The following is a 17,750-nucleotide window of genomic DNA, read 5'->3' as shown; positions in this document are numbered from 1 at the left end:
TTACCCTCTTTCCTTATGCACTTATCACGTACTATGACTAAGCATCAAACACCAATATAGGGCATAACCTTGAACAATACCGACTTTACAAACATTTCGATTGTTGCGTCTGATTTAGACGGCACGCTACTCGCCCCTGACCACCAGCTCTCAGCCTTTACCAAGCAGACGTTAAAGCAATTAAATGAACAAGGCTTTACCTTTATTTTTGCCACAGGTCGTCATCATGTTGATGTGTCTTATATTAAAGACACCGTTGGTATCCCCGCCTATATGATTACCTCTAATGGCGCCCGTGTGCACGATATTGATGGCAACCTAATGTACAGTCAGAACGTCAATGCTGAATACGTTCAAGGGGTGGTCGATATTATGCGTCAGGACCCTGACATCATTATTCACATGTATCAAGATGAACAATGGTGGGTCAATCAAGCGGATGAACAACTATTAGCATTTAGCCAATCTTCAGGCTTCGCTTTTTCTCTATTTGATGACAGTAACGCCCCTAAAGAGAACATTGCCAAGCTGTTCTTCACCCATAAAGATCATGAACATCTTGCCCAATTTGAAGCTCAGCTCAATAGCCAGTTTGCCGATAAGTTAAACGTGGCCTTCTCTACTCCTTGGTGTCTTGAGGTGATGCAGGGCAATGTATCAAAAGGGCATGCATTACAAGCCGTCGCTAACTCATTAAATAAACAACTAACCAATTGCATTGCGTTTGGTGACGGCATGAATGACGCAGAAATGCTCTCTATGGCTGGCATGGGTAAAGTGATGCAAACCGCTCATCCCAAAGTTAAAGCGGCTCTACCTAATCATGAAGTCATTGGTAGCCATGAAGATGATGCTGTGGCTCACTATCTGCTTAAACACCTGTTAATATAGATATTACTCTCATCGCCCATCGGCAGGCTAAATAATGAAAAAAAGCGCACTGTTTGCTATTGTAACGTCAATGATGTTGCTCGGTTGTAGTAGTACCGAGCCTCAGCAAAACACAGTCACTAGCATCGAAAACGATGCATTACCGTCGCAACCACGGCTCCCCAATATCGACGCGCCAGCACGAGTGCTATTGCGAGGCCAAGTGGTTATTGGGCATGAGTCACGCACTATACAACCCTGCAACAGCAATACCACTTATTGGTTAAAACTACCAGAGGCTGTCTTTAATGCGGCCGAATCCATAAAGTCAAAACCATATCAGCCTATGTATGCGGAAGTGTTTGGCTACTTTGAACCTGCGACTGCAGGCTTAGCTGAAGAGTTTGCTAGCCAGTTTGTGGTTACGGAATTTAATATTATTAGTGCGGAAAACCCCCAACGCTGTCAGCAACCACTCCATGAAGATCGCGTATTTGGCAACGAACCATCGTGGTCGGCCACCGTGTCTAACTATGCAGTTAGCCTAACTCAAGCGAAACAAGCGCAGGTTTTCCCTGTGACGAATCTAGAGCAAGATGTCGATGGCTCACACTATCAGTTAACAAAAGGTCAGCTCAATATCCAGCAGCAAGTATGTCGAGACTCTATGAGTGACTCTGTGTATGGCTGGAGTGCACAATTACAGCTCGAAGATAAAACACTCATTGGTTGCCGTACCGATTCCAATCATGTCGATGAGCAATTTATTGGTCAATACACCCAACACTTAGACAGCAGTACCAATATCACTCTAACCCTATTTGCCGACCACCAAGCCGAAAACCGATACTCTTATAGTGATGGCAGTAGCGATGTCGTAGAAAAAGGCCACTGGCAAACACTCAATAGCGGTCTCATCCAAGTCACCTCTGTTTTCTACCAAGGGCAAAAAGTCATTGCCATTCGAGAGTTTGAAGCACAAGGAGATACGCTATCTACACAGCACGAAAGCATTAATGGCGCCACTTACCCACTGACCAACGGTGGTCTCACACTGAAAAAGGCTCAGTAATGGCCTGTTCAGTGTGCGGGTTTCAGCATCACTGCCTGTGTGAGCAATACCCAAAATTTCAGCACTCTATCCAGGTGGCACTGCTGTGCCACCCCAATGAGTTAAACAGAGCCACTAATACGGGAAAGATATTGCTGAGCGCCTTATCCACAGCAGAGCAATTTGTGTGGAGCAGAACCGAGCCACCCCAAGAGTTGCTAACTCTGATAGATGAACACCCAAATCCGCTGTTAGTATTTCCCAGTGAGCACAGTCAACCCATAACAGAGTGTCATCATCAAAGGTCAGCAGAACAACCTTTGTATATCGTGCTCGATGCCACTTGGCAGGAAGCAAAAAAGATGTGGCGGAAAAGCCCTTGGTTACAGGCATTACCTCAATGTCATCTGCAGCCAACGGGAACGTCTAACTACACCCTGAGAAGAAATCAAAACGAAGGTAATCTATGCACCTGTGAAGTCGGTACAGAACTGATGCGTACAGAAGGGCGACATCAACAAGCGCAACAGCTTGATGATTTTTTACACTATTACTTGCAGGTCTTCCAAGCCGATAGAAACGGCCACGCGATTAAATCAAACAAAATACAGTAGCTGTTCAATGGCGGTGAATTCCACATCGGGTAATATTTTCCCCTGACTAAACGACTCAATACCCAGTGCTGAGTTGTTTAACCACGCGGCTTGCAACCCCGCATTTTTAGCGCCGAGTACATCACTATATAAATGATCCCCAACGTGCAGTATAGAAGAGGCAGGCACGTCCAATATACTGGTCGCTTGGGCAAACATATCTGGGTGAGGTTTCGCTGCGCCATTTGGCCCGGCTTTTAACGTATCGATAAAGTAGTCTTGCAAGCCTATCCGCTGTAGATCCACGTTACCATTGGTTATAGCAAGCAAGGGCAATCGACGCACGAGCTTATCAAGAGTGTTAAAAGTGGCTTCGGGTATCTCTACACGATTTCGCAAAATCGCCACCTGATGCATGGTCAGTTTAACCGCCTCAGCTTGGCTTGGCTTAGCGAGGCCAATCTCGTCAAAGGCAAACGCCAGTTGTGTCTCTCTCGCTAAAGTGACGTCATGGCGACAAAGCTCGTTATGCTGCAATGCTTGTCGCTTCCAAGCATGCCAGTCACTTTCCGTGTATTTTTGTAGTAATGGGAAGCGTTGATTTAACCACACTCTTAAATCCCGTTCTAAGCGCCTAATGACAGGATGATTATCGTATAAGGTATCATCCAAATCGAAGGTCATCGCTTGTATGGGGTTTAGGCTTCGATAAAAACGCATTAAGACTCCGGTTTCTTTTTCGCCCTAGGGTGGGCTTTATCGTAAGCTTGAGCAAGGTGTTGAAAGTCTAGGTGAGTGTACACCTGAGTGGTAGATAAACTTTCATGGCCCAGCATTTCTTGCACTGCACGTAAGTTTCCACTGGATTCTAAAATATGAGTAGCAAACGAGTGGCGCAATTTATGTGGGGTAATATGACTGGATACCCCTTGCTTAATGCCCCATTCCGACATTCTTTTCTGTACATTGCGATGCGATATTCGAGTGCCTCTTTTGGAAATAAATAATGCTTCTTCTTCCATTTTCAGCAAGCTTGGACGAGTATTCAGCCACAGCAACACCCAACGCTTAGCCTCACCACTAAAAGGCACTATTCGCTCTTTGTTGCCCTTACCAATGACCCGAATCTCTCCACGGTCACCGAGTACATTTTTAACATTGAGTTGGATCAATTCAGACAAACGCATCCCAGTGCCATACATTAACTCCATGATGGATCTATCACGAATGGCTAATGGATCGTCCATATCAATATCGAGTAACTGCCCAGTCTCATCAACATCTAAATTTTTAGGCAGTCGCTTATGATTGCGCGGAGTGCTGATGCCTTTGGCTGGGTTTGCCACCAGTTCACCTTTTAACACCAAATAGTCCAAAAAGCTGCGCAAGCAGGACATGCGAGTGGCTAAGCTATTCGGCTTTAGCCCTTCTCGGGCTCCTTTTGCTGCGACCTGTCTAACCCAAGGTACATCAAGCTTTTGCCAACTCTCTACACCAAAACTCGTCAGCTGTAAGGCAATAATGGTTAACTGTTTTTGATAGTTTTTTTGTGTGTGCTCACTCATGCCTCTTTCATTATGGAGATAGGCAATGAAAGCGTCGATCCAAACTTGATAAACGCTAGATATTGGTTGGGACATGCAGTGTTGCCACCTTTTGCCATTGTAATTGATTAAGTTGGTAGGCTATCACCATAGCTAGGTGATTCAAATAGAGCGTGTCTTGGCTTGGCTGAAATCGACTACCATCCTCACTACAAAAACACAGGAACCCTTCTATATTAGGATGTTCAAATGGGATCACCGCATACGAACCAAGCTCAGAAACAGGAGTCCCTTCCTTAAAGATCAATTCACGGTCACTGCGCTTAATTCGCCCTAAATAAGCGTATTTATCAGCGATGTTATTTTCACTAAACAAGGCCCAATTACTTTGCTTAAGAGCCAGCTCTGCATAGCTATGCCCTACAACCCCAATCACTACTTTTAAATCAAGCTCCGCCGCTTGGTGTTGTAACTCACTCATCAGTTGCTCGGCATTATGCACCCGCATAACTCGTTTTTCTAAAGCCATAAACTGACGAAAAACACCATCATTACGCTGAGTCACTGCCATTAATTCATTTTTTTGATCGGCAAGTTGCTGTACTTGTTCACGCAGACGACTTCGTTGTAACTCAAATAAAGAAACCGCACCTTGGCGCTGGTGCGGAATAGTTAAAGAGTCAACAAGGTGCTCTCTGCCGACAAAGAAATCAGGGTTATCCAACAAGAACTGCTCTATATCGGCAGGGCTAAGGTACTCTTTTGCTGTGGAATCCAATGCTCATCCTTATACTTAACAGCTGATCTGGCCATCAAAAACGTGGGTTGCACTACCTGTCATATACAATGGTTGCCCAGGTCCAGCCCATTCTATGACTAATTTCCCACCCGTAAGCTGCACTTGAACCGTTTCATCTAAGGCTCCCTGTAAGATGCCCACCGCAACCGCAGCACAAGCACCACTACCACAAGCCTGAGTTTCTCCCGCGCCGCGTTCATAAACTCGAAGGGCAATTTTATTGCGATCAATCACCTGCATAAAGCCGGCATTCACTCGCTCGGGGAAACGCTCGTGAGATTCAAGTAGTGGCCCTAGCTCTTCGACATTAGCTGATGCTACGTCATCCACCGTTGTCACAACATGCGGATTACCCATGCTCACAGCCCCACAAAACAGCGTTTGCTGTCCTACACGCAGGATGTACGTTTTCTCTTTTTGTTTCGCCTTAAAAGGGATCTTACTAGGTTCAAGTTCCGGCACCCCCATGTTGACTCGGACTTCATCGTCCTCAGCCAAATTGAGTAACATCTTGCCTTTTTTAGTGCTCACACTAATGCTGTACTTGTTCGTCAAACCTTTCATCGCTACAAAGCGGGCAAAACAACGTGCACCATTACCGCACTGTTCAACTTCAGAACCATCCGCATTAAAAATACGGTAATGAAAATCGGTTTCAGGATCATAAGGCGCTTCCACCACAAGCAGTTGGTCGAAGCCTACCCCTGTATGACGATCAGCAAGACGACGAATCAATTCTGGAGAAAAGAATATATTTTGAGTAATGCAGTCAACGACCATAAAGTCGTTACCTAATCCGTGCATTTTAGAGAAATGGAAATGCATGTTGTTCGATTACTCCGGTAATATACTTTCTAATTGCCACAAACTTTCAATGCTTTCACGTTGACGAATAAGATGCATCTCTTCGCCGTCAATCATGACCTCTGCCACTCTCGGACGCGAATTGTAGTTTGAAGACATAGTGAAGCCATAAGCGCCTGCAGAGCGTACTGCTAATAAGTCGTTTTGTTGTAAAACGAGGTTTCTATCTTTACCTAAGAAGTCACCCGTTTCGCACACAGGACCCACTAAATCATAAGTGGTTGTCTCACCTTCTCGAGGGCACAACGGAACAATATCTTGCCACGCTTGATATAATGCTGGACGCATAAGGTCGTTCATTGCCGCATCAATAATTGCAAAGTTTTTATGCTCGGTATATTTCAAGAACTCGACCTTAGTTAGCAACACACCCGCATTCGCGGCAATGGCTCGGCCTGGCTCAAAGATTAACTCAATATCAGGATGATTAACTAAACGAGCCAACAGTGCTTTGGCGTAGTCCGAAGGTTGTGGCGGCATTTCGTCTCGATACACGACCCCTAAACCTCCCCCTACATCTAAGTGCTTAATGGTAATGCCTTGTGCTTTCAAGTTATCAATCAAACCTAATAAGCGGTCAACGGCATCAATAAAAGGGTCTATATCGGTCAATTGAGAACCAATGTGACAATCAATACCCACCACATTTAGATTAGGCATTTTCTGTGCTACTTGATACACGCGCGGGGCTTGATCGAAGGCAATACCAAATTTATTATCACGCAAACCTGTTGATATATAAGGGTGTGTTTTTGCATCAACATCAGGGTTAATTCGCAAAGAAATAGGAGCAACTTTGCCGCATTGCGCAGCCACTTGGCTAATGCGTTCAAGTTCCGGCTCTGACTCTACGTTAAAGCATTTTATGTTTAGTTCTAGCGCTCGCTTAATCTCTACGGCGGTTTTACCTACGCCAGAGAACACCACTTTTGATGGATCGCCACCGGCGGCAACCACACGCTCTAGTTCACCTAATGACACAATATCAAAACCAGAGCCAAGTCGAGCTAAGGCGTTCAATACGCCTAAGTTGGAGTTTGCTTTTACTGCATAACAAACTAAATGTGGGAACTCACCAACAGATTGGTCAAAAGCATTCCAATGGCGCTCTAAAGTTGCTCGCGAGTACACATAAGTTGGCGTACCAAACTGTTCCGCCACTTGAGCAAGAGAGACACCTTCAGCCCAAAGCTGACCATCGTCCTTATAATTAAAATAATCCAAGATTCTTTCCTTTCTTCAATAGCTATTGTACTGGCTGTTCGGGAGTATCCTGCCCCGAGTCATTAGGCATATATAGAGGGCCAGTTTGACCACAACCGGCTAAGAGTAATGTTGAACCTAAACACAATAACGAGATAATTTTTTTCATGTTGATGTTGGTGATATATTAAAACTTACCTCTATAATCGCACCACTACTAATAAAAGCAATAGGAACTATGCATGAAGGATAGTGAGTTTCACCAATTGGCCGATGCACAACTCGAAAAAATTGAGCAAGCCATAGAAGAATCTGGCGCCGATATTGATTTTGAGATATCTGGTAACGTAATGACCTTAGAGTTTGAAGATAGAACGCAAATTATCATCAATAAGCAAGAGCCTATGCGTGAGATCTGGCTTGCTTCTAAATCTGGAGGTTTTCACTTTTCTTTACAAGATGGGGCTTGGATGTGTTCCAAGACCGGTTTTGAGTTGTTGTCTCTAGTGAAAGCGGAATGTGAAAAGCAAGCGGGTGAAGAGATAGACTGGCCGTAAAAGTCAGTCTACTTCATGCTAAGCACCTACAATGGCTGAAGGCGTTGAGTGCAAGTTGTTATCACTGCGGTATGGCACGATGAAGCTATCTTGATCGTGCTGATGAACAATTTGATAATATTGTGGCAAATTAAAATTCGCTTTTTCTCCAATCACATCAGAGTCATTGGTATAAAAGTTATTAATCTCGCTCACTACATTATTTTTATCTTCACCATTTCGGTGGTACGCCTCTGCAACGTTATTCTCATCTAAGACGTAGATATTAAAGCCACCTTCGGTATCTTCAAAGAAGAACTGGATCAGTCCCTCACTGGCAAATCCATCAATGACATCAGGCAAAGAGAAATCGCGCTCTTTATTCAGCTTTTCAAGAGGAGAGCCCGTCAACTTATTGGTTGAAATGCTCTGATAAAAATCCACTGAGTTTTCTAACGTTTGGACGGACACGCCACGGCGTTCAAAGAACAAACCGTACATTTTCTTGCCAACCCCAATCGCCTTAAAGCGTCGGCGTTTCTCTTGCTCAACCGGCTTCAAACGTAGTTCGATACACTCGGCAAGTAATTGATACACAGTGTTGCGCATCAAGCCTCTGAAATTTTTGCTATAGCAAAATACATCAATCGATTCAGGATGTAGCGCATCTTGGTGCATTTTACCTAAGATGGTTTTTAGGGCGTCTAAAATGCTAGTTTCACCACGGAAATGCAGTGTTCGCACCTCATGCCAAGAGTTTCTATACACCAGATCTACACTGCCAATCATGCTCTTGCCATCTTTTCCACATGAGAAAAGGTTAACGCTGCGTCTGTCTTTTTTTACCTGTCGCTGGCACAGTTTTTCTGTTGGATCGTTCTCCAGGTTAACAAACATCGCTAACTGGCTAATTTCACAAGGGCTCGCTAAGGCTTCCATAGTTGGACGGCGTTTACGTAACGAGAAAGTGTTCTTCAGGTCACTCACCATCTGATAGAGCTTATCAATATCGATGTCAGCACTACGTACAACGGAATGTAAACGAGTAGACTCGGTAATCAAACCATTGAAAAACGACCAAGCAACGAGCTTACTTAGAGATAAGTGATGCTCTATGGGTGCTTGTCCAATAATGTACTTAGCTTGCAAAGGTTGCTTATATAGATACCAACCTTGCGGGTTACTTCGCCCTTCCTCAACTTGAATAAAGCTCAAGTCTGATTCATGTAAATCAGGAGAGATCTGCTGATTAAGCAAAGTCACTTTACCCGGCAACACTTCAAAAGCGGCATAAAGTTTACGCGCGAGAATCGAAATATCTTGAGGACTAATAACCGAGGTTATGTCATTGCGGCGGGCAAATTGAATTAAGTTACGGTAACTTTCCATCAAAGCATCAAGAAGGTTACGATGTACAACTTTAACACGCTCAACCTTCCAATCTCGACGAGTATCGAGCTCAGCGATATCATGCTCGCTCCAACCCCAATCTACGACCATTTTTTGCATCAAGTTACGACGCCAAATTACCGAGCCTAGCTTAGGTTCTTGGGAGAGCTTTTCATGTGTTTTGAGATAAAAGCAACGGCGCACCAAATCAAGGCGAGATTGGTCGCCAATTTTTTGCAAGTAACTCGTCACTTTTTCCAGCATGGCGTAATAAGTATCCATGCCGTGTAAATCGGGCTGATCAGAAAAAAAGCGACGTTTTATATCAATACTTAACAATTGCGTTTGCGGGTATTCCCAAGAGTAGGCCTCAAGAAGAATGGCCTTTAACACCGATTTATAAGGTGAATCGATACTTTTGAATAATTGCCAAAGGCTCGAGCCAAAATATTCTTCTGCTGGGATAGCATTAAGTTGCCCAAAATCGAGCCACTCATTGCAGTTAATATCACCACTTTGGCACAACCCTTGGACGTACTGCTCATAACATCCTTCCATTTCAGGAGGAACGATGTTCCACAATAATCGCTGACCGGCCATGCGCATGGCTGAACGATAGAACTCATCCAATAACAACATGTGCTGCGAAGAACCGCAGTTGTCGCCCGTCATAGCTTCGCTTTTGTTGGACACTTTAAAGCGCTGATCGTCCATCAAAAAAAAGTTAGCTTCAACGCCTTGCTGCTGTGCCCATTCGGTAATCTGTAAGCATTTGTCCGCTAACGCATTGCGCTTATTTGCAGGCATCTCCGGAGAAACACACACCCAAATATCAAGATCACTGGTTAGGCTTTGTCCAATAGAAGACGTGCTGCCCATAGTATAGAGTGCCAAGATTTCGACATCGACTGGGGCTGGAATGTCTTCCCCACAAGTGCGAGCACGACCTTGTAAAAAGGCTTGTTGGTTAATATCTGGAGAAAAATCAAAGATGCCACAAGGCACAGATTCACAGGTGTAACCTGCTAGGGAAGAGTGATTATAATGCAGTAAAAGAGGGATAAGCGAAAATACATGCTTGCCCTGAACATCCATCATATCTAGAGCACGATGTTTACGTTGGTCATTCAACGTATCGAGTCTATCGATTAATGTACGAGTGTATTCCAGCAATTCAACTTCCCAAATATAAATATGAAAACGATGAGCGCTTTAATTTTACACTAAAACCTCACAAAACGTGACCAATTTAACACTTTATGGTTAGTAGGTAAAGAAAATCGCCCATTCGCAATGTGTGGTAGCGCTGAGCAAAGCAGGATAACTGAAAGCAACAAAAGGTCACATCAATGACATCAATTACGCTCAACCAACGTGACAGCAGTCACATACAAGCATGAAAATTAAAATTATCTCAACCCGCATCACCCCCTTGTCTTCTAGCAGATGAATAATTATGGCAAGCAATGATAGAATCTATTTATCTCTCATCTTGTTAGCTCAATTATGCAAAAACAAACTCTACGAATAGCCACTAGAAAAAGCCCTCTTGCCTTATGGCAAGCACACTATGTTAAATCTCGTCTAGAGAGCATTCATGCCGATTTGAATGTTGAACTGGTCACTATGGTGACTAAGGGAGATATCATCCTAGACACCCCATTAGCTAAAGTGGGTGGTAAAGGGTTATTTGTAAAAGAGTTAGAAGTCGCCATGCTAGAAGGGCGCGCCGATATTGCTGTGCACTCTATGAAAGATGTGCCAGTGGATTTCCCTGAAGGGCTGGGGCTTGCCGTCATTTGTCAGCGCGAAGATCCAAGAGATGCCTTTGTTTCCAATACTTACAATAATATTGATGAGCTGCCACTAGGGTCAGTGGTGGGAACTTGCAGTTTGCGCCGCCAATGCCAAATCAGCGCTGCTCGCCCCGATCTCATTATCAAAGAATTACGCGGTAATGTTGGCACCCGTCTAGGTAAACTGGATGACGGCCAATATGATGCCATAATCCTTGCTGCTGCTGGATTAAAAAGACTCGAACTGGAACAGCGAATTGCCAGTTACCTTGAACCAGAATCCTCTCTTCCTGCTGTAGGGCAAGGAGCCGTTGGCATTGAGTGTCGTGTTGAGGATGAACGTATTTTACAATTAATCCAACCGCTCAACGACCGTGATACCTCTGACCGAGTGCTTGCTGAGCGCGCAATGAACCTTGCCCTTGAAGGCGGTTGCCAAGTACCAATTGGTAGTTATTGCGTTATTACTCCTGACAACCAACTCTATCTAAGAGGGTTAGTCGGAAGACCCGATGGTAGTGAAATTATCAAAGCAGAAATCCGCGGAGAACGCTCACAAGCTGTCGCCCTAGGCGAGGCGCTAGCTCAAGAACTATTGCGTGACGGGGCAAAAGACATTCTTAGCCAAGTATATAGCCAAGGCTAAATGAGATGAAGGCGCTCATTGTCCGACCTCAACCAGCGGCCAAGGAACTCTGTAGCGCCTTGCAACAACTAGGAGTAGTAAGCCAATACTGCTCCGTTGTTTCATTCCAACAATCTACACTCACTTCGGCCAACCTTGCACACCTGCTCGATTCTGAAATTATCATCGCCGTTAGCCAACCTGCCGTTTCCTATGCCGATCTGTGGCTCAAACAAAACGGAAAAAGCTGGCCTCCATTAGGCTTGTACTTTGCGATTGGATCTAAGACGGCCTCTTGCTTACACAGCACCGCTCAACATCAGCCAAACTTCCCTTCCTCTGAAGATAGTGAGGGCTTACTCGAATTATTATCACGTCAGCCATTAAAAAACCGCAAAATATCCATCTTACGTGGGGATGGCGGTCGAGAGCTTATCTTCGAGGAACTACAGCGGTCGGGCGCTCAAGTGGCTTATATTGAAAGCTACTTTCGCCAATGGAATCACTTTGATGGGCATAAGGAGGTAACGGGTTGGCAGCAACTAAAAATAGATACTTTAATCGTTACCAGTTTTGAACAATTAAAATTCTTTGCACAACAAATACCTACCCAGCATAAAAATTGGTTACACTCTTTAAAGTTGATGGTTCCCAGTGATCGGATTGTGCAATTAGCCTTACAGCTAGGCTTTGTTCATATCCATAATCTACAAGGTGCATCCAATCAAACCATCGTTAACAGCATTCAAGGCGAATTACATAGGAAAATATAATGACTGACGACAAAAAACTCGATAACGACAATCAAGTTAGCAAGAGTGAGCCCGTTGCAACTTCGCCTAAGCCAAAAAAAGCACCGGCCTCGAAGAACGAGAAGTCGAATAAAAATGCTCAACCCAACAAGCAAGCAAAACGCATTGCCATTGCTGCTGTGATCATCTCTTTAATCACGACTGGGGGCGGTTTTTTTTATATAAATCAACAAAACCAAGCTCTACAACAGCAACTCTCCTCGGTCTCTAGCCAACTCGTCACAGCACAAAAAACCATTAATAACCAACTACAAGAAACACAACAAGCCAGCAGCAAAGCGGCTGATGAAGCCGTTAATAGAACCGAAGTCTTAATGGCGCAACAACAAAAAAGTATCGAAAGCCTTCAGTTAGCCATCTCCGATGTCAAAGGCCGTCGCCCTAATGATTGGCTGTTAGCCGAAGCAGACTACTTAGTTAAACTCGCTGGACGTAAGCTGTTCTTAGAGCATGACTTAGTTACCGCAACCAAGTTAATGGAAGCTGCCGACCAACGCATCGCAACCCTCAATGACCCAAGCCTTGTACCACTACGCCAAGCTATGGCTAATGACATAACAAAACTGCGAGGTTTACCTTTAGTTGATAAAGACGGCATCGCATTACAATTAATCGCACTGCAAGAGCAGGTTGATACACTGCCATTGGCTAACGCCATCTTGCCAGAAACACCAGATACTGCAGAAAAGCATGTTTCTAAGGATATCCAAGACTGGAAGAGTAACCTTTCAACTTCATTGACGAATTTCGCAGAGCATTTCATTACATTCAGAGTAAGGGATGGTAGCGCGGTACCTTTGTTATCACCACAGCAACACTTTTACTTACGCGAAAATATCAAAGCAAAACTTGAAACAGCAATTAAAGCCACCTACTCAGAACAAGAGGCGATTTACCAAAAAAGCCTGAACGTCGCCTTAGAGTGGAGCCAAACCTATCTTGATCAAGATGCAAAATCTGTTACAGAGTTTGATAACTCACTGGCAACGCTTTCTAAAGCAAAGGTTGACTTAGCCTTTCCAGCTAAACTGGAAACTAGTCAGCTGATTGCAGATATTATTCGTGAACGTCTACGTAGAGAAGTAACGACAATTGCGACGGAGGAAAACAAATGATTCGTCTACTCTTTGTTTTTATCGCTCTTGGTGTAGGACTGTTTGTCGGTACACAATACGCAGGCCAACAAGGATATGTCCTGATTTCATTAGCCAACTACACCATAGAAATGAGTGTCACCACCCTAGTGATCTTTGTGATTGGAGCTTTGGTCGCACTGTTCCTCGCTGAATTCTTAATTAAACGTTCCCTTAAAGCTTCCAGCGCCACTTGGAATTGGTTCAGTAATAGGAAAATGAGAAAAGCCCGCCGCTTAACCAATGAGGGCATCATCAAACTTATCGAAGGGGATTGGCATACTGCAGAGAAAAAGGTCACACGCTGGTCTAACTCTCACGACATGCCCCTACTTTGCTACTTAGTTGCCGCAGAAGCAGCTCACGAATTGGGTAAACATGATAAACGCGATAAGTACTTTGCACTCGCTGCAAAACAGCAACACTCAGACCTAGCCATTGGATTAACCAAAGGTAAGCAAGCAATGGCAGAGGGCGACTTTGCCAGTGCTTTTGATGTTCTATCTAGCTTAAAACACGATTACCCTGAAAATCCTCGATTACTTAATCTGTTAAAAGTGTGCTACATCCAATTAAATTGCTGGCAACCACTACTAGAATTGCTTCCAACACTAAAAAAGGTCAAGGGGATATCCAAAGCCGAGTCTTACTCTCTGTCAGTGAAGGCACACGCTGGACGAATCACCGAATTATCCACCCAACAAGGTGTGGATGGCATTATTCGCTACTGGGATAGCCTATCAAGAAGTATGCAAGCAGAAAGCGAGGTAATCGTAACCTTTGCTTCTGCACTCATTGCACGAGGAGCAGATTCAACCGCGATTACAGTACTCACTGAAGCCACTGAAAAATCTCCACAAGCCGAATTACTCAATATATTTGTCACCCTAAACATCACCGACTGGCACTCAGTGCTTAAACACCTTAAAAAGCTAGAGAAGAAGTTCGACAACAATGCAGACTTATATAGTGTTATTGGGCAAATTCTCATGTTAGAAGCAAAATGGGCTGATGCTCAAGGTTACTTTGAATCCGCATTAAAACTGCGTCCAAGTGCACACGACTACGGTCAACTTGCCAACGCACTACACCAACAAGACTACACCAATGCGGCCAATGAGGTATCACAAAAAGCATTACTCTTATTGAGTAAGTAACGCCAAAAAACTCAAAGCAATTAAGCCACACAACGGCTTAATTGCTTTAAATTGATCTACACAGCGACAACAACAGTCACACCACCAAGATCCTATTCACCCTCAATGCTTTAGCTATTTAAATACAAAGACCCCCCCCTTACTGCAAACCCTCAAGCAAGCCTTACCTACCCCACTATTACTTCATTAAAATATTTACTATTAGAGCATTAATAATGACAGGGGTGGAGAGATTCGAATTCCCAACACGCGCGCTCTTATGTAGGGGAATCCGCTACTCTTTTCTCCTACTTAAGAACGTAAAAAAGGCCCATATCTATCGATATGAGCCTTAATCATGGCAGGGGTGGAGAGATTCGAACTCCAAACACGTGCGCTCTTATGTAGGGGAATCCGCTGCTCTTTTCTCTTACTTAAGAACGTAAAAAAGGCTCTAACATTACTGTTATACCAATTCCATTAATTAATTTATCAATTGAGTCCAATCTCTAAAACAGAGAGATTGGACCCTGCGTTTATCTTCACAAAAACTATTCCAAGCGCTACATACTGAGTTCACTATATCGTTATAGTTTTCAAAACACCTATTCGCTAGCTTGTACTGTCGAAGCCATTGCCAAACTTGCTCTATCGGGTTTAATTCTGGTGAGTATGGCGGAATATGGATTATCGTGATGTTTTTAAAATGATTGGCTAAATATGTTTGATGCCAGCTTGCTTGATCCATAATAACCACGGAATGTTTGCCTGTAGGGGTCGCAGTCGAGATTAATTCAAGGTGCTTCGTCATTACCTCCATATTGCTTAGCGGTGAAACAATAGCTTCAGCTTCGCCCGTATTGATACAAACGGCTCCAAACAAATAAGCGTACTCGAATTGCTGCTGCTGAACGGCTCTAGGTCGAGTCCCTTTTTCTGCCCAAATCTTGGTTGTGGTATTGCGTTGACCAAATCTAGCTTCATCTTGAAACCAAACAAGTACTTCTTTTAAGTGGATATGCCCAGGGATCTTAAGGATCGTTTCGATTTGGAATTTTTTTAAAAGCTTCTTGGGCTTCAATTGATTGTTTCGGATGCTTAGACCGAGTCGTAATCCAGCTTAAACCTATTTCATGTAGTAGCCGATAAACACCTGATTGTTGGTACTTTATTCCAAAATTACTTTCTATATAGAGGCCAATGTCTTTTGCTTGTAGGCGACCTCCACTAGCGTTAATAGCGTGGTCTGTAACATGATTTTTAAGCTGCAGTCTTTGCTCTTCAGTTAGGCGGTGAGGTCTTCCTGAGTGTGGTTTTTCTTGAAGTCCTTCAAGCCCATCATCTAGATAAGCTTTAACCCATTTATTCACACTCACCCTACTAACCTTGAGGTAGAGAGCGATCTCAGTGCGGTTTTTTCCATCAATAAAATGGGAAATAGCAAGATAACGAACTCTAAGTCTAGCATTAGATGTGGCATTGATTAGACGTTGAAAATCATGATTCATAGGCACTCCTTAAACATGAATCATTAGATCATAAAATTAATGTAATTGGTATAATTGGTATAATACCATTCTGCTTAATTAGTTGGTCAGATTAATCCACTGTCTTGTGCACATGTTTGTAACTCGTTCTGGTAGGGCTAAGAAGTCATTCCATGCCTTACTTACGCAATCTACGATGTCATTGAAACCAGTAAATGTTTTATTCGCCAAGTGATGCTGCCTCATCCAACTCCACACTTGCTCTATAGGGTTCAACTCTGGTGCATATGGTGGAATTTTGAGAATCGAAACATTCTCTAAATTGTCTGCTAACTCTTCCGTGTGCCACCCTGCACCATCCATAACCACTAACGCGTGCCTGCCAGATAACGTTGCTTTCGAGACTTGCTCTAGATGCAATTGCATGACTTCTTTATTGGCACACGGAACAACGAGAGCTTCACCAATCCCTCGACCAGGGCATACGGAACCAAATAGGTAACTGTATTCAAATTGTTTTTGCTGGATGGCTTCTGGCCTTGTTCCTTTCGTCGCCCATAATTTGGTCGTTGTGTTCTGTTGACCAAATCGAGCTTCGTCTTGAAACCAAACATCGACAGTATTCAAAGCAACATGGCCGGGGATCTTAAAGATCGTTTCGATTTGGAATTTTTTTAAAATCTTCTTGGGTTTGCTTGGATTGCTTAGGATGCTTTGAGCGTGAGGTTATCCATGAAAAGCCGAGCTTTTTCAGTAGTACATAGACGGAATCAAGGTGATACGTTTTGCCAAAATGATCTTCGATATAACTACGGACATCCATGCCAGTCAGGCGACCACCTGATGGTTTGACGGAATTTTCATTAATAAATATGGATAACTGCTGCTTTTGCGCAGATGAAAGATAAGAACGTCGACCTGTTCTAGGTTTATCTTTTAGACCTTCAAATCCTTGCTCAAGAAAAGTGGCGACCCACTTATTAACACTTGTTCGGCTCACTTTAAGAAACTTGGCAGTTTGTGTTCGTGAGTGACCATCTTGTATGTGAGAAAGTGCAAGTAAACGCATCTTCATTTGATTCGACTTTTGTTTACGGGCAAGTGATTTAAAGTCAGTATTTCTTAAGTCATTCATATCGGTTAAGTGAGCTATATTCGAATGATGTAATTAGATCATATTTTTAGGCAGAATGGTATAAGGGGAATCCGTTGCTCTTTTCTCCTACTTAAGAACGTAAAAAAGGCCCTAACATTACTGTTAGAGCCTTGATTATGGCAGGGGTGGAGAGATTCGAACTCCCAACACGCGGATTTGGAATCCGCTGCTCTGCCAATTGGAGCTACACCCCTAAAACTGTGTTGAAGTCTAAACATTATCAAACTTCAGATTCAGAAAAACCTCGCAAAGCGAGGTTCTCTAAAATAAGTGGCGGAGTGGACGGGACTCGAACCCGCGACCCCCGGCGTGACAGGCCGGTATTCTAACCAACTGAACTACCACTCCGCAGTGGTCAACTCACTAAGTGAGCGTCCATACTTACAGGCTATAAAACCTATAAGGTTATTTCTTCATTCAAAGTCTTACATCAAGACTGCTTTGAACTTTAAATTGTTGTTGTAGCGCCGCAGATTTTGATTAGAGAAGCGCAGTGTACGTTAGTACATGAGCATCGCATAATCGAAAGATGCAAGTTACAGCAACAATTTATACCTTTTGTCTTCACTTTTTAAAAAAGTGAAAATAAATAGGAGCCTGGCGATGTCCTACTCTCACATGGGGAAGCCCCACACTACCATCGGCGCTATTGTGTTTCACTTCTGAGTTCGGCATGGAATCAGGTGGGTCCACAATGCTATGGTCGCCAAGCAAATTTTGTAATACCCGCATAACGCAGATATTAATAATTCGGAA

17 protein-coding genes, 2 tRNA genes and 1 rRNA gene are annotated in these 17,750 nt (G+C 43.7%); 8 read left to right on the top strand and 12 right to left on the bottom strand.

Annotation, left to right across the window (positions count from 1 at the left end):
* The first annotated feature begins 63 nt into the window (after positions 1–63).
* Genes OCU56_RS00200 through OCU56_RS00190 form a run of 3 tightly spaced genes read left to right on the top strand, consistent with a single transcriptional unit; the run spans position 64 to position 2,535 of the window.
* A complete protein-coding gene (locus tag OCU56_RS00200; RefSeq protein WP_261874739.1) occupies positions 64–891 on the top strand; it encodes a Cof-type HAD-IIB family hydrolase in 828 nt (275 codons plus the stop codon).
* A gap of 34 nt (positions 892–925) precedes the next feature.
* Complete coding sequence (locus tag OCU56_RS00195; RefSeq protein ID WP_261873606.1) at positions 926–1,942, top strand: hypothetical protein; 1,017 nt, start codon at positions 926–928, stop codon at positions 1,940–1,942.
* Positions 1,942–2,535, top strand: a complete 594-nt coding sequence (locus tag OCU56_RS00190; RefSeq protein WP_261873605.1) for a tRNA-uridine aminocarboxypropyltransferase — start codon at positions 1,942–1,944, stop codon at positions 2,533–2,535. Before OCU56_RS00195 ends, OCU56_RS00190 begins: the two co-directional genes overlap by 1 nt.
* Here the strand turns inward: OCU56_RS00190 and OCU56_RS00185 are convergent.
* From OCU56_RS00185 to lptM, 6 genes are read right to left on the bottom strand one after another with little or no spacing between them, the layout of a single operon-like run.
* Positions 2,518–3,234, bottom strand: a complete 717-nt coding sequence (locus tag OCU56_RS00185; RefSeq protein WP_261873604.1) for an HAD-IA family hydrolase — start codon at positions 3,232–3,234, stop codon at positions 2,518–2,520. The genes OCU56_RS00190 and OCU56_RS00185 overlap by 18 nt on opposite strands.
* Positions 3,234–4,154 carry a tyrosine recombinase XerC gene (gene xerC, locus OCU56_RS00180; RefSeq protein ID WP_261873603.1) on the bottom strand — a complete coding sequence of 307 codons (921 nt, stop codon included), beginning with the start codon at positions 4,152–4,154 and terminating at the stop codon, positions 3,234–3,236. Before xerC ends, OCU56_RS00185 begins: the two co-directional genes overlap by 1 nt.
* A complete protein-coding gene (locus OCU56_RS00175; RefSeq protein ID WP_261873602.1) occupies positions 4,135–4,836 on the bottom strand; it encodes a DUF484 family protein in 702 nt (233 codons plus the stop codon). Before OCU56_RS00175 ends, xerC begins: the two co-directional genes overlap by 20 nt.
* A 15-nt stretch (positions 4,837–4,851) precedes the next feature.
* Complete coding sequence (gene dapF, locus OCU56_RS00170) at positions 4,852–5,682, bottom strand: diaminopimelate epimerase (RefSeq protein WP_261873601.1); 831 nt, start codon at positions 5,680–5,682, stop codon at positions 4,852–4,854.
* 9 nt (positions 5,683–5,691) lie between these two features.
* Positions 5,692–6,945 carry a diaminopimelate decarboxylase gene (gene lysA, locus OCU56_RS00165; protein WP_261873600.1) on the bottom strand — a complete coding sequence of 418 codons (1,254 nt, stop codon included), beginning with the start codon at positions 6,943–6,945 and terminating at the stop codon, positions 5,692–5,694.
* Between the two features lie 22 nt (positions 6,946–6,967).
* Positions 6,968–7,093 carry an LPS translocon maturation chaperone LptM gene (gene lptM / locus OCU56_RS00160; RefSeq protein WP_261873599.1) on the bottom strand — a complete coding sequence of 42 codons (126 nt, stop codon included), beginning with the start codon at positions 7,091–7,093 and terminating at the stop codon, positions 6,968–6,970.
* Positions 7,094–7,166: 73 nt separating this feature from the next.
* Here lptM and cyaY point away from each other — a divergent pair, with 73 nt between their 5' ends.
* A complete protein-coding gene (gene cyaY, locus OCU56_RS00155) occupies positions 7,167–7,481 on the top strand; it encodes an iron donor protein CyaY (protein WP_261873598.1) in 315 nt (104 codons plus the stop codon).
* Positions 7,482–7,499: 18 nt separating this feature from the next.
* On the opposite strand, the gene OCU56_RS00150 is transcribed toward cyaY, so the two are convergent.
* On the bottom strand, positions 7,500–10,022 hold the full coding sequence (locus OCU56_RS00150) for a class I adenylate cyclase (RefSeq protein WP_261873597.1): 2,523 nt from the start codon (positions 10,020–10,022) through the stop codon (positions 7,500–7,502).
* A gap of 333 nt (positions 10,023–10,355) precedes the next feature.
* Between OCU56_RS00150 and hemC the strand changes: the two genes are divergently transcribed.
* The 4 genes from hemC to OCU56_RS00130 are packed head-to-tail and all read left to right on the top strand — an operon-like array spanning position 10,356 to position 14,372.
* Positions 10,356–11,291, top strand: a complete 936-nt coding sequence (gene hemC, locus OCU56_RS00145) for a hydroxymethylbilane synthase (RefSeq protein ID WP_261873596.1) — start codon at positions 10,356–10,358, stop codon at positions 11,289–11,291.
* A gap of 5 nt (positions 11,292–11,296) precedes the next feature.
* Positions 11,297–12,043 (top strand): uroporphyrinogen-III synthase, encoded by a 747-nt coding sequence (locus tag OCU56_RS00140; RefSeq protein ID WP_261873595.1) that lies wholly within the window; start codon positions 11,297–11,299, stop codon positions 12,041–12,043.
* Positions 12,043–13,197 (top strand): uroporphyrinogen-III C-methyltransferase, encoded by a 1,155-nt coding sequence (locus OCU56_RS00135; protein ID WP_261873594.1) that lies wholly within the window; start codon positions 12,043–12,045, stop codon positions 13,195–13,197. Before OCU56_RS00140 ends, OCU56_RS00135 begins: the two co-directional genes overlap by 1 nt.
* A complete protein-coding gene (locus OCU56_RS00130) occupies positions 13,194–14,372 on the top strand; it encodes a heme biosynthesis HemY N-terminal domain-containing protein (RefSeq protein WP_261873593.1) in 1,179 nt (392 codons plus the stop codon). The genes OCU56_RS00135 and OCU56_RS00130 overlap by 4 nt, the downstream gene beginning before the upstream one ends.
* Positions 14,373–14,835: 463 nt before the next feature.
* On the opposite strand, the gene OCU56_RS00125 is transcribed toward OCU56_RS00130, so the two are convergent.
* The 5 genes from OCU56_RS00125 to rrf form a co-directional block, all read right to left on the bottom strand.
* Positions 14,836–15,859, bottom strand: a protein-coding gene (locus tag OCU56_RS00125; RefSeq protein WP_261873061.1) for an IS630 family transposase whose coding sequence is annotated in 2 segments (ribosomal slippage) — positions 14,836–15,411 and positions 15,413–15,859 — 1,023 coding nt in all. Because the reading frame shifts where the segments join, the coding sequence is not laid out codon by codon here.
* Between the two features lie 78 nt (positions 15,860–15,937).
* Positions 15,938–16,973, bottom strand: a protein-coding gene (locus OCU56_RS00120) for an IS630 family transposase (RefSeq protein ID WP_261873592.1) whose coding sequence is annotated in 2 segments (ribosomal slippage) — positions 15,938–16,513 and positions 16,515–16,973 — 1,035 coding nt in all. Because the reading frame shifts where the segments join, the coding sequence is not laid out codon by codon here.
* Positions 16,974–17,111: 138 nt separating this feature from the next.
* Positions 17,112–17,188 (bottom strand) — tRNA-Trp (locus tag OCU56_RS00115).
* Positions 17,189–17,265: 77 nt separating this feature from the next.
* Positions 17,266–17,342: transfer RNA gene (locus OCU56_RS00110), tRNA-Asp, on the bottom strand.
* Positions 17,343–17,589: 247 nt separating this feature from the next.
* Positions 17,590–17,705: ribosomal RNA gene (rrf, locus tag OCU56_RS00105) — 5S ribosomal RNA — on the bottom strand.
* Positions 17,706–17,750 lie beyond the last annotated feature (45 nt).

The organism is Vibrio rarus, from assembly GCF_024347075.1.
GTDB classification, from domain to species: domain Bacteria; phylum Pseudomonadota; class Gammaproteobacteria; order Enterobacterales; family Vibrionaceae; genus Vibrio; species Vibrio rarus.
The sequence above is the reverse complement of the archived record's forward strand: the minus strand, read 5'-3'. Positions and strand labels throughout refer to the sequence as shown.

Excerpts from the sequence above, each read along its gene's own strand:
- OCU56_RS00185 (WP_261873604.1), bottom strand. The coding sequence starts at position 3,234 with ATGCGTTTTTATCGAAGCCTAAACCCCATACAAGCGATGACCTTCGAT.
- OCU56_RS00195 (WP_261873606.1), top strand. The coding sequence starts at position 926 with ATGAAAAAAAGCGCACTGTTTGCTATTGTAACGTCAATGATGTTGCTC.
- hemC (WP_261873596.1), top strand. The coding sequence starts at position 10,356 with ATGCAAAAACAAACTCTACGAATAGCCACTAGAAAAAGCCCTCTTGCC.
- cyaY (WP_261873598.1), top strand. The coding sequence starts at position 7,167 with ATGAAGGATAGTGAGTTTCACCAATTGGCCGATGCACAACTCGAAAAA.
- xerC (WP_261873603.1), bottom strand. The coding sequence starts at position 4,154 with ATGTCCCAACCAATATCTAGCGTTTATCAAGTTTGGATCGACGCTTTC.
- OCU56_RS00135 (WP_261873594.1), top strand. The coding sequence starts at position 12,043 with ATGACTGACGACAAAAAACTCGATAACGACAATCAAGTTAGCAAGAGT.
- lptM (WP_261873599.1), bottom strand. The coding sequence starts at position 7,093 with ATGAAAAAAATTATCTCGTTATTGTGTTTAGGTTCAACATTACTCTTA.
- OCU56_RS00140 (WP_261873595.1), top strand. The coding sequence starts at position 11,297 with ATGAAGGCGCTCATTGTCCGACCTCAACCAGCGGCCAAGGAACTCTGT.
- OCU56_RS00190 (WP_261873605.1), top strand. The coding sequence starts at position 1,942 with ATGGCCTGTTCAGTGTGCGGGTTTCAGCATCACTGCCTGTGTGAGCAA.
- dapF (WP_261873601.1), bottom strand. The coding sequence starts at position 5,682 with ATGCATTTCCATTTCTCTAAAATGCACGGATTAGGTAACGACTTTATG.
- OCU56_RS00130 (WP_261873593.1), top strand. The coding sequence starts at position 13,194 with ATGATTCGTCTACTCTTTGTTTTTATCGCTCTTGGTGTAGGACTGTTT.